The organism is Gammaproteobacteria bacterium (genome assembly GCA_029881255.1).
Taxonomy (GTDB): domain Bacteria; phylum Pseudomonadota; class Gammaproteobacteria; order S012-40; family S012-40; genus JAOUMY01.
Genome location: JAOUMY010000028.1, coordinates 1 through 12,350, shown reverse-complemented (window position 1 = coordinate 12,350; position 12,350 = coordinate 1). Strand labels below are relative to the sequence as shown.

At 45.1% G+C, this 12,350-nt stretch carries 10 protein-coding genes; 9 read left to right on the top strand and 1 reads right to left on the bottom strand.

The genetic code is table 11. The annotated features are described in order from the left end of the window. From OEZ43_21685 to OEZ43_21655, 7 genes are all read left to right on the top strand, one after another. On the top strand, positions 1–1,239 hold a 1,239-nt coding region (locus OEZ43_21685), incomplete at its 5' end, for a LysM peptidoglycan-binding domain-containing protein (GenBank protein ID MDH5548192.1). Positions 1,240–1,250: 11 nt separating this feature from the next. Beyond that, on the top strand, positions 1,251–2,177 hold the full coding sequence (locus tag OEZ43_21680; GenBank protein MDH5548191.1) for a hypothetical protein: 927 nt from the start codon (positions 1,251–1,253) through the stop codon (positions 2,175–2,177). Positions 2,178–2,360: 183 nt separating this feature from the next. Beyond that, a complete protein-coding gene (locus tag OEZ43_21675) occupies positions 2,361–4,031 on the top strand; it encodes a hypothetical protein (GenBank protein ID MDH5548190.1) in 1,671 nt (556 codons plus the stop codon). Positions 4,032–4,060: 29 nt separating this feature from the next. Continuing rightward, on the top strand, positions 4,061–4,984 hold the full coding sequence (locus OEZ43_21670) for a hypothetical protein (GenBank protein MDH5548189.1): 924 nt from the start codon (positions 4,061–4,063) through the stop codon (positions 4,982–4,984). A gap of 497 nt (positions 4,985–5,481) precedes the next feature. Further along, positions 5,482–7,092 (top strand): LysM peptidoglycan-binding domain-containing protein, encoded by a 1,611-nt coding sequence (locus OEZ43_21665; protein MDH5548188.1) that lies wholly within the window; start codon positions 5,482–5,484, stop codon positions 7,090–7,092. A gap of 645 nt (positions 7,093–7,737) precedes the next feature. Beyond that, positions 7,738–8,676 carry a transglycosylase SLT domain-containing protein gene (locus OEZ43_21660; protein ID MDH5548187.1) on the top strand — a complete coding sequence of 313 codons (939 nt, stop codon included), beginning with the start codon at positions 7,738–7,740 and terminating at the stop codon, positions 8,674–8,676. Positions 8,677–8,685: 9 nt separating this feature from the next. After that, on the top strand, positions 8,686–9,702 hold the full coding sequence (locus tag OEZ43_21655) for a hypothetical protein (GenBank protein MDH5548186.1): 1,017 nt from the start codon (positions 8,686–8,688) through the stop codon (positions 9,700–9,702). A gap of 167 nt (positions 9,703–9,869) precedes the next feature. Here the strand turns inward: OEZ43_21655 and OEZ43_21650 are convergent, their stop codons facing one another. Further along, on the bottom strand, positions 9,870–10,022 hold the full coding sequence (locus OEZ43_21650; protein ID MDH5548185.1) for a hypothetical protein: 153 nt from the start codon (positions 10,020–10,022) through the stop codon (positions 9,870–9,872). 15 nt (positions 10,023–10,037) lie between these two features. On the opposite strand from OEZ43_21650, the gene OEZ43_21645 reads away from it, so the two are divergent. After that, positions 10,038–11,174 carry a cell wall hydrolase gene (locus OEZ43_21645; protein MDH5548184.1) on the top strand — a complete coding sequence of 379 codons (1,137 nt, stop codon included), beginning with the start codon at positions 10,038–10,040 and terminating at the stop codon, positions 11,172–11,174. Then, positions 11,128–11,862, top strand: a complete 735-nt coding sequence (locus OEZ43_21640; protein ID MDH5548183.1) for a hypothetical protein — start codon at positions 11,128–11,130, stop codon at positions 11,860–11,862. Before OEZ43_21645 ends, OEZ43_21640 begins: the two co-directional genes overlap by 47 nt. The last annotated feature ends 488 nt before the right edge of the window (positions 11,863–12,350 follow it).

Sequence of the window (12,350 nt, the reverse complement as noted above, 5' to 3'; positions counted from 1 at the left end):
GCAAGCGGCAAACCGCTTACCGCACAACAGTTAGCGGAGTACGGTCTAGACAACCCCCAACTGGCAAGTAATGAACAAGGCGATACCATGACGGATGTGGGTGGTGGTATTGATAGTGACGCAGAGGTTCAGGGTGCGACGGGCGCTGCATTTGACACGGGTGGAACAAACGGCACAGACACTGCTTCAATGGCAGATGCCAGTGGAGCGATGGGTGGAAAGGCCACAGGTGATGGTTCAAGTGGTAACTACACCATCCAGAAAGGCGATACCTTATCTGAGCTGGCGCAAAAGTTTGGTACCACGACCGAAGCTTTGGCTGCTGCCAATAATATCGACAACCCGGATTTGATTCACACTGGGGCAGAGCTGGTGGTACCCGGTCTGAGTGATGTTGCACCGCTTTCCAATGATTTTGTTGGGCCGCCTACCCTGGCTGAGTATACGGCAATGAATCAAGGTGGCGTCAGCTGGCCGGGGTATTCACCCGCGACGATGAATAGCAACCAGCGCGAACCGATACCAGCGCAAACTGCGCGCACACCAGGTAGCTCACTGCCTAAGGGCGCAATTACACATAACTTCGAACTGGGGGCAGAAGGCAAGGATGTGAGGAAGTTGCAAAACAAACTCTTTAGTTTTGGTTATCGAGATATTAGTCGAACAGGCAAGTTTGACTTGAATACGGCGGCCTCGTACCAGCAGTACAAGACCGAAGTTGGGCGAGGTATATGGAATATTTCAGAGGATGGAAAACACGATTTGAATACCAAGGATGTTGGAACAATACCAGTACGTGTTCTACATGGCGAAGCCTCTGGTCAAACATACCCGGAAAAAGTAGCGGTAGCCTCAGTAATGAAGAATCGTGTAGAAGAGACTCGTTTTGATTTTAAGCGTCAAGATACTTACGAGAAAGTTGTCTTGGAAAAGAACCAGTTCGACGCTATAAAACACGATCTCTATAAAGAAAACATAAATCCTAATAACTTGGATCGTGATGAAAGAGCTGCCTATTATGAATCAGGAAGAGCGTTACTTAATGTTGCCGGTGGATATGAAGAGGATCCAACTGATGGTGCGCTTTTCTACTATACTCCTGATACAAAAAATTATCCGAATACAGGTGGCATATCGCCTTGGTTTAAAAAACAGATTGATTCTGGTGTACTGAAGGAGGAACTATATGTGCCAGGTGTAGATAAAAATAACTTCCGGTTCTTTCATCAAACTCGCTAAAGGAGTGATAAATGAAAAAATGGATATTTTTCCTACTTATAATTCTATCGATCTGTCAGGTCCGGGCTGCCCTGGCTATCGAATCGCTTTCTTACGATAGGGCACTAAAGTGTGTTATGGATAATCTTTACTATGATATCTATTGGAAAGGATCGATTTGGATGGGGGTGCCACAAGACAGACCAGTAAGAGTGATATTGAGACGTTCTTTAACAGACGTTGTTGTTATTTTTGATGTAAAATCCAAGCCCGTTCCACTACCGAATATCATGACTCTGTCAATTCCATACTATGTAGTTGATAACAATTTTGGAGATTGTGGACGCGTCAAATACGATACCTTAATCATTCCATTAAATGAGAATACAGGAAAAGAAATTACAGATCCAAATGAAATACGAAAGCAGGGATATAAGACGAGGCAAATGCTATATGCACGCTATCCCGAGGATGAGAAGATCATTGAGGTAGTAGTGGACTCTAAGTGGGAGCCAAAACTACAGCCGATGAACGAAAGAAAGCGAAAATTGCTAAAATTAGTGGAGTATACAATTCCACGTAAATCTCGTATTCGTGATTTTGAACATAATTTTGTCGAGTTTTTTGTTCATGACTTTAATCTTGATTGGTCCGAAACAATGGGTATTGCGATATACTATCTTGTGAAAAATGGAGAGAAAAAAGAAGTAGGGAGAAGAATAGCATACCTGATACAGCTAAAACCTAAAAAGCCAGGATATCTTCTCGATGATCCAACATTAGATGCAGGCTACTATGATTGGGAATTTGCAGAAAACCCTGCAAAAGAATTAGGTATCATGTTTACTAAAAATTACTTTGTTGATGAACTCAAAAATGGGTACGCGGAGAAAATACTAAAACATGGAATTAGGTTAGAAGTAAAGATTAATAACTCTAAAAAGGAGACCGTAAATTAGATTGTGTATCTGCTTACCTCCCTTTAGGATATATGATAAGCAGATACACAATCTAATTTACAGTCTCAGTTTTTACCTCAAAGCAAGCAATTTTCTTTCAAAAAGATTTAACAAAACAACCTCGCCACCTGCTACTACATCGAAGACCCAGAAGGTTTTAACTTCAACATCACCGGTTTTGCCTTGGCTTTGATCCCCGCCGCCAGCAAACTCTCTGGCAATTGGAAAGCCCTCGCCGACAACAAGCAAGTGATCGGTGCTGGCTTATCGATAATCGAGAACTCGGCAGAATCGGGTGAGATATCACCCATGCAGTTCGCGAGCTTTGCAACAGCAACAATTAACGCAGAATTGGGCCAATCCGCGAATAACTTTAGCACGCAGCTCGCCGTTGTCGGCGGACAAGTGGCCTTTGCCGCGATCACCATGGGCGAAGACGCCGCACTACAGACCCTGGGCCAAGGTATCGGTAGCTCCATCGGTACTTCTCTGGGGCAAATGGGCGCGGGTTATCTCAATAGCCTGACCGCATCGAAAAATGCCAACACGCTAACCAGCAATAAAGTACCCGGACCAAAGACGGCGAATGACTCAAATGACACCAACGTCGGTGGTCGTAGCGTACAACGCGTCAATGGCCAGTACGTAGACGCAAGCGGCAAACCGCTTACCGCACAACAGTTAGCGGAGTACGGTCTAGACAACCCCCGACTGGCAAGTAATGAACAAGGCGATACCATGACGGATGTGAGTGGTGGTATTGATAGCGACGCGAGTACCCAGGCGGTGAAAAGTGCGGCGGCGGGTGTGAACGGCACAGGAAATGCTGCCACTGACAACGGCTACGTCCCCGAGACTCCGGAAGAATACGTCGCCATGGTCTATGCTAAGGGCGATACCGCTACAGTAGATGAAATTGCCTCTGCTCAGTTGATACTGGAAAACCTGGGTGGAGAAGCTGATGCCTTGCAATACAAGGCGAATGGAAAAACGGTCGATGGTGTCGATGGAAAACTCGGCAGCAAGACCACGGCCGCGATGGAGCGATTTATTCGAGGGGAGAGTCCGGGGCAAATAGCAGCACTCGCAGATCAGAAGTCCGGTGGGCTGAATGCCTCTGACTTCTTGATGCAAGATGTTGGCGATAAGCCGGTATTTAAATTGGTAAAGGGGACAAAACCTGCTTCTAGCGATACACTCAATCTGCGCCAAAACAGCAAGTACCAACAGGATATTGAATTTGCGGCGCAACGGACTGGTCGAACCAAGGCGACGATTGCCGCCCTCATAAATGCGGAAGCGGACAAAAAGAATGGTGTATGGGATCCAATGTCGAAGAACAAGAGTTCCACGGCCGCAGGTCTTACGCAATTCCTTGAAGGAACATGGATCGACGAGGCCAAACGATCTGACACTTACTTAAACCAACGAGCCAAGGAACTGGGCTTTATCGATGACAAAAACAAGATTACCAACAAAGAGGGACTATTAGACTTGCGCTATAGTTCGCGTGAGTCAATTGTGGCTGCTGCAGAAATGGGCAATCGTAACTTGAATAGACTGATTGATGCGGGACTGGTTAAAGCTGATGCTGATGAACAAGCACTAGCGCAAGCGATGTACACCACACATCAAAGTGGTTATGAAGGGGCGAAGCGTGTCTTGAACGTAGACAACAAACCCAATGCACCCATACTTACACAAGCTACGGCAACATCACTTTTGACGAAACAGATTGGCCCAGAACGTGCGACTGCCAATATAAGCCAACAACGTGGAAATGCGCCGCAAGCTTACAGAGAGTGGTTACAAGGCCACATGGATGAGTATGTTGACCCATCGAAGTTTAAATAGATGAGACAAATATTGAAAAGGAAATAGCCATGTTTTCACGAATCGGCTTTATATTACTCCTCTTTGGTCTTGTGAATTCTGTAAGTGCTGAGATTTTTGAGCATTCAGTAGAATCATTCCAGACCGGTCAAGGAATAGTCGCAAAAAAGCAATTCGGCGAACCGGAGGATTTTGGAAATAGAGCGGTCAGAATTTTTCTTGATGATAAATTGCTTTATGAGGAAAAGGATTACCCTTTCGTCTATTTAAATGGATTTTTCACAATTGGCGACAGCACCCTGATTATTATTTCCGTAACGGACGGAGGGAATGCATGTCCGGCATTTTACAAAATCATTGATGTTAAAAATAGGAGCGATATTGTAGTAACAAAAGAATTCGGTACGTGTAGTGATTTGATTCAGGCAATACCTGAAGACAATCGCCTAAAAATAACAATGCCATCTATGCACCCGTCTGATTCAGAGGGTAGTTGGGAGTACTATGAACGGAAGTTAGTAGACAAAAAGACAACAGAACCTTCGAACAAAAAATTAAATGCACTGTATTATAATAAAGATGAGCACGATACGATTACCGGTAAAATCGCTTTAGTAACAAGGGATCTAAAAGCAGGTCAAACTAAAATCACTTTACATCTGAAGGATAAGCTTATTTTAGAGGAGCAGAATTTCAAGCTAGGATTTATAAAATACTATTATCCAAGAGATTCAAAAGCAAAATTTGTAGTTATTTCCCTTGGAGATAAAAAAGATGGCTGCAATGCTCGTTTTAGAATAATAGAATTTGACAAGAAAGGCGTTAAGCACATGTCACCTGAATTTGGCAATTGTGGCGCATATGCATCGTTTGGATATAAAAATGGGGGGGTTAGAGCATCGTTTATGAAGTCGAGCAAAAAACCCTATGAAGAATACTTATTCAAGAATGGACAAATTACACAGATAAAATGAAGCCGTTTCGAGGAGACTGTAAACCATTTTGTGGATCTCCAGTTATCGAACAGTGATCACAGCAGTGTTAATTGTTTAGTTGTGTAATGAATCCAACGTTTATTCTTTTGGCTGTGGCTCGAATCAGCTATCCGCGACTCAAGTCATGAACTGATAATACTCAAGCATTAACGACCGCGATGCAACGTGACTTCAACCAAGGTGCAACGAGTATGGAAGAATGGACTGCCCACCCACGCGCAGCGGAAATACGCGATTCGGTACGAACATCTACTGTTGATATACATCGTTAGGGCTCGAACCACGCCATCTCATTAATAAATCTCAATTCACCCCCTAAATCACGCCCCTAAAATTGTCTTAAACACCCGATTTCAGCCCCGAAAAAGTCACAATAAGAAAACATCACCGGCTTCGCCCTCGCCGACAACAAGCAAGTGATCGGTGCTGGCTTATCGATAATCGAGAACTCGGCAGAATCGGGTGAGATATCACCCATGCAGTTCGCGAGCTTTGCAGCGGCAACCATCAACACCTCACTCACGACAGATACATTGGATGAGACAGGCGAAGTGGTTGCAGAGAAAATGTTTGACGGAAACCTGTTACTGGCAAATGGCAACGTCGACTGGAATGAGGTCGGTGTACAGGCGGCCATCACAGGCGGACAAGTGGCCTTTGCCGCTGCCACTATGGGTGAAGCCGCCGCACTACAGACCTTGGGCCAAGGCATCGGTAGCTCGCTAGGCACACTGGCCGGACAATCCGCATTACCAGGCCTGTCGAACTATCTTGCTGAAGTGAAGAAATCGTCGCCCACCAACTCAAGCAACACCGACGCGAGTGGTCCGAACGCCACCAATGATGCCCGTGGCAATGGCTACACCAAAAACGCCGAAGGCCAATGGATAGACGAAAGCACCGGCCAGTCCGTTTCACCGGAAATGTCCGCCAGCCTGGACCAAAAGACCGGTAGCATGGTGGCGAGCAATGGCAATGCCGGTGTGGGCGATGCGTTGAAGACAGCGACGGGTGAAGGTGTAAGCGGTTCTGCGGCTACATCCGGCACAGACACTGCTTCAATGGCGGATATCGCTAATGGTGGTAGTGGCAACTACACCATTCAGAAAGGCGACACCTTGTCTGAACTGGCGCAGAAGTTTGGTACCACAACCGATGCCCTGGCGGCCGCCAACAACATCGACAATCCGGATCTGATTTACGCGGGGGCGGAGTTGGTGGTGCCGGGAACAGCGACAATGCAACCGACATCTCAAAAGTCCGGTGGGCTGAATGCCTCTGACTTCTTGATGCAAGATGTTGGCGACAAGCCGGTATTTGAATTAGTGGGCGGAACAAAGGCCAACAGTTCCGGTAACACCATCAGCAACCGAGACTACGAATTTGTTAGAGATAGCATGCAGCGTTACCACAATAGCGGACAGCTAAACGAGAGCGATACCAAGAAAATGCAAGAAATACTCTCGGCGTATAACTACAAACTTGGCAAACGTGGAATTGATGGTGACATTGGCGGTTTCAATAGCTACACGCAAAGTGCTGCTCGCAAATTCATGGCGACTGAAGAACGAGGTATGGAGTGGGACAAGCATTTTGAGAAAGGCGCTAAGGAAACGGGTTTGACAGCTGGATTGCTAAAAGCGACATCTAGAAAGGAGTCTGGATTTCATGCATCAATTAAAAGCGAGGCAGGCGCGCGCGGTCCAATGCAATTTATGGCTGATACTGCACGTGAGGAAGGTCTGTTAGTTGATCCCAAGAGAAATGTTGACGAACGCACGCACCCAGATAAGGCGATCCCATCGGGCGCAAACTATCTTAGGAAACAGATCGAAAATTTTGCTAAACAGGGATACTCTAGCGATGATGCTACTCGCTTAGGGTTGGCAGGATATAATCGAGGTTCACCTGGAATTGAGAGGGATATTGAGCGTTTTAAACTAGACTACGATATCCCGGTTGAGCGCAATTTGATGCCAACAGAAACAAAAGATTTTCTTCGTTTTTATGTAAACGGTCAAACAAGCGACTATGTTGATACAATTTACGGAATAGACGAAAAGTCCGGGTGGGCGTTTAGATACTAGTGAATTATTAGGAGAATTTTTCTATGGAGTTGCTTAATGTTTAGTTTGGCTTTCTTTCTACTTTTTTATAGTGCTGCACTAGATCTCGCAGCGGAAGAAATTAGTCCTCCTGACATAGTTGTAAATGACTATGTGAAAAATTTGAATAAAGCCATTGAAAGGAGCATTAAGCTCGGACTTCGAAGACCAGTTATAGAGAACGATGTTAGGCACCATGCTTTCGATGTCAACGGGGACAATATTTTGGATTGGTTGATATATTCCGATGGGGAGTGTGGTAGTAGGGGGTGTACGTCTGAAGTGTATATCGCTTCAGAAAACAATACTTATTGCTATGTTGGGAGCGGCGACATTAATGTTTTTATTAAACGCAATAGGATTTTTTCGGAACTAAAGTGCGGAATAGTTCCTATTAGAGAGATTGGGGGGGCGCACGAGCCAATGTCATGGATGTCTAATACTAGTCCATTGCAAAATTGAACTGTTTGAGTCAGTAAATCATTTAATGTAGCTGTAGTGATCAAATATAGAAGATCAAACAACTTTTAAAATTAATATCAAAAAGAATAAAAACGTTTTCCTATCCTATTCTAGGGATACTCTGATTAAGTCCCAAAAATATGGCAAAACAAACTTATCATAAAATTGGAAGAATATTATGGACCAAATGGGTTTTGCAGAACTGGAATTGCCTTACAGTATAAGGTCGATGGAAAGACAGTCGATGGTGTAGACGGCATCCTCGGTGGAAAGACCACGGCCGCGATGGAGCGGTTTATTCGTGGGGAGAGTCCGGGGCAGGTATCTACTAGTAGCTCTGGCGGACTGAACCTGACTAGCGAGGAACGAACAATTATTGAAACAGTTCTTCACTCTGGAAATAAAGTCGGAACAGACATGGTACGTCAAGCGCAGGATATCGCGAGCAAGAAGGGATATGGTGACTTACTTGGAAAGAGCGGTATAGATGGAAGCTTTGGAGGAAAAACCAGATCGGCGCTCAGTGAAGTTATGGGTGACTTTTATACGAATACGATAAGCGACGCGGCCAATAAGCACGATGTTCCGCCTTCGGTCTTGAAAGGTCTGTTGAAGCAGGAATCACAATTCGATAGATATGCTGTCAGTCCAGCAGGTGCAAAAGGTATCGCACAGATAATGCCTGGGACGGCAAAAGAGCTTGGCATTGATCCGATGAATCCTGAGCAAAGCATCGAAGGCGCCGCTAAGTATCTTCGCGAGCAATATGATCGTCTGTCAGAGGCAGCTACTGATGACGACCGTTGGAGATTGTCGCTTGCTTCTTATAATGCGGGTAGAGGTAATATTAACGATGCTATGCGCGAATATGCTGCAAAAGAAGGTCTAGCACCAAACCTGGGTAAGGAAACTAGTTTAAAAGGCATAGCGGGACAAATACCGGCTCGCCCCGTATTGTACGAACACTTACCAAATGTAACCTCTGATAGATCTACAGAAACTCAAGGTTACGTCGAAAATATATATGGAACTGCTGGTGAACGTGGCGGATATGCTGCGGAATACGAAAAGGATTTTAACTACCAATACTTCCGTATTGAATAAGAAGGTGATATGAACAAAATCATTAGGTGTTTTTGCTGGATAATATTTCTCGTTCCTCACACTGCTTTTGGAGAGACGGTAACAATAGACAAACGCATTGAAGACCTTCCAACCAAAGGATATATAGTAAGAAGCTGCCTGCTATCCAGCAGTCGACTATTATTCACGAGTACAAGCGGAGCCATATATTACCAAGACAAACGAAGTAAATGGAAAACCATTTCGCTCGATCTTGACCGATGGTTTTGGTGGCGATGCCCGGACGATAAGGAACAAGGGCTGGTGTTGTCGGAAAATGGAATCTATGCTCTTGATGACACACCTAAGTTTCACGACAAACGTGTCGCCATTGACGGTGGAATAGCCCAGGCCAGCTTCTCGGATGGATACATGTCATTTGTTTCGAAGAAAGATAATATCCATCTTGCATATAATGCTCGATTACTCGATATTGAAAAACCATCCGACCTTGGGTTGGGGGGGCGTTTTGGGGCACATTTCTTCGATGACAGACAGGGGGTATTTTGGAAAAGTGTATCAAGGAATAATTGGCGAATTTGGTGGTCATCTGACCAAGGGAAGGTATGGTCAGCGACAAATCTTGCTCCAGATGAATTCTTTGGCTTTAATGTCAAGAAAATTGTAAACATCGGAGATAAAGGGGGAGCCATAATGCTCGTGGATACCTATATGTCACTAGGGGGAGCTATGACACCAGTGCTTTTTAGCACGAGTAACTTTGGAAAAACATGGGATCGACTGGATTATCGGTTTGATGAGATTGTAGCATTCAAGGGTTACACCCAAAATAAAGCGATAATCTCAACAGATAAGGAACTTTATACTATTTCAGTTGAAAATTCTTCTTTCAGAGTAAACGAGGTGAAGATAACTAGTAAAAAATCTCTTTCAGATGACATGCAAATAATAGATGTTGTAATTCGAGGAAAGAATATCGCGATTACTCGCGCACCGCTATGTGTGGCATGCTATGCAGCTATAGATATTGGTGTCTTGTCCGATTGACCGAAGCTTCTACCGTGAAACTGTGGGGGCACAAACCAAGCCATCTAATTGATTAATCTCAACGCATTATGTTCATGTTGATGTAGGGCTCAGACTACAACAACAAACTGAACATCAAAATAGAACATCAACAAATCAACACGATTTTTTGCCTAAAACTGCCTATTTCACCCTTCAAATAATACCAATAAGCCAAACCCACCACCGACTCCAACAACACCGGCCCCGGCGGTCCGAAAGCCGCTAATGACCCGAATGCCCGTGGCAATGGCTACACCAAAAACGCCGAAGGCCAATGGATAGACGAAAGCACCGGTCAAGCAGTGCCACCAGAAATGGCAGCTAACCTGGATAAGCAAGCAGGCAGCATGGTAGCAAGTAATGGCGACGCCGGTATGGGTGATGCGTTGAAGACGGCAACCGGTAACACAGGCGCGACGAACGCGAGTGGAACGGGTTCGACATCGCCAGCGGCAACGAACGGCACAGGAAATGCTGCCGGCAATGACTATGTACCCGAGTCACCGGAAGAATATGTGGCGATGGTCTATGCGAAAGGCGATACCGCTACGGCAGATGAAATTGCCTCTGCACAATTGATATTGGAGAATCTGGGTGGCGAAGGCAGTGCCTTACAGTATAAGGTCGATGGAAAGACAGTCGATGGTGTAGACGGCATCCTCGGTGGAAAGACCACGGCCGCGATGGAGCGGTTTATTCGTGGGGAGAGTCCGGGGCAACAGGCTACACCTGGCAATGACGCTGTTAGTGGAAATCTTACAGGGGCTAAATCTGACAAGAGCAAGTACTTCAATCAGACTATCGATGCATTGCAGAATAAAGACGGCGTGAAGTTTGGAACGAAGAACAATAGCGATGTCCGCAAGCTTCAAAAAGAGCTTGGTATCAAAGCAGATGGGCACTTTGGAAACAAAACACAGGTGGCCTTGAATACATATAATCGTAGGGTTGAATTTACGGATGCCGATGGGAATATAAGGTTGGATAGGCTTCAAGCAAATCAAGAATTCCAAGATTATGCATCGACGATAGCTGGAGAATCTATCGGTCAAGGCGATAATTCCTGGAAGATGGTTGCTAACGTGATCATGAATCGCACCCACAACAGCAGAGATGGTTGGCTGGGCGCAACAACTCCGTTTGAAGTTCTTAATAGTGGAGGATTCGATGCATACGATGATCCAAATTCCGCATACGAAAATGCTGCAAATTACTTTTCAGGTGCTTCCAGCACTAGCCCTGGAATAATGAATCGACTTGTAGACTCGGTTGCGCCAATCTATTTAGGATTGGAGCCCGATAATACAGGCGGTTCCGTTCTGTATTACAGTCCTGAGACACAGTCAAAATTGTATGACGCTCCTCCATCGTGGTCCGCCTCAACCAAACTAGAGGAGATGTCTATTGAAGGAATACGAAGTAACGACTTCAGAGTCTTTAGGTATAAGTGATTTGGAGGAACGAATGACAACGTGCCGGGACTATCTAAAAATAGTTGTTGTTGTGGGACTAGTTTTTTCTACAGGTGAACTTTGGGCATCTAGCGACCCGATTTATAGTAGTGTAAAGCAATTTTATTCACCTGAACGCACGGCTCTTATTTATAGGGAATGTTCGTCCACACCTCCTATCGAGTGCAATATAGTAGCAAAAGTAGTTACAGGATCAACAAACGAGGCTCGGGAATTGATACTGTGGAAGAAAATACGTAAATCTGCTATGAAAGTTCGTTGGTTTAGTAATGAGTTGGCGAGCGTAGTTGTAAGTTGCGGATCACCTTGTAACTATACGAAATATTTCCATGTGAAATATGGTATGTCACCTACTTATGAGCTGATTTCAAAACTGAAAAACTCAGCGGCAAGCGCTAAATACAACCTAGTAGTAGTTCCTAGTTATGAATCATCGCCAAATGGTGGTGAATCAGGCGTGATTTACATTCGAAAAATTTTCTCCGGCCAAGAGGTTCAAAAAATTTATCTCCCTGATATGGCAAAGAGTATTGTTCCCGCTTGGGCTATCAAAAGCGTAAATTTTACGGAGCATGACGAAGTAGAGTTAAACTACGCCGCAGGTGTTAATTTTGTTTTAAAAAAGATTACAGTACCTTTGAGTTCGAAAGCAAAAAATCTAGACTAGCTGCTAAGCAAATCACTGTTAAGAATCGTTAGGGCTCGAACCACGCCATCTAATTAATAAATCTCAATTCACCCCCTAAATCACGCCCCTAAAATTGTCTTAAACACCCCATTTCCAGGACTCGTGGGCTCACCCATTAGCCAGCCCGTGTCAATAGCCCAATGTAACGCGGGTCGAACCACGGCAAATCCCTGCTTTATCGAAAAATACACCCCGAAATCATCCTCCACAGTATCTTAAACGCCCCATTTCACCCCCAAAATAGCACCAATAAGAAAACAATCTCACCACCGACTACATCTACGCCGACCTAGGCAAAGGCGAACCCGGTGCGGTATCAACGCACACCATCAACCCGGGTGACACCCTGGAGAGTATCTCCACCACCTACTTCGGCAGCTCAGCCTACTGGTACCTCATCGCCGAGGCCAACGGGATAGAAAACAGCGAATCCCTCAAACCCGGCACTACCCTCACCATCCCCGGCG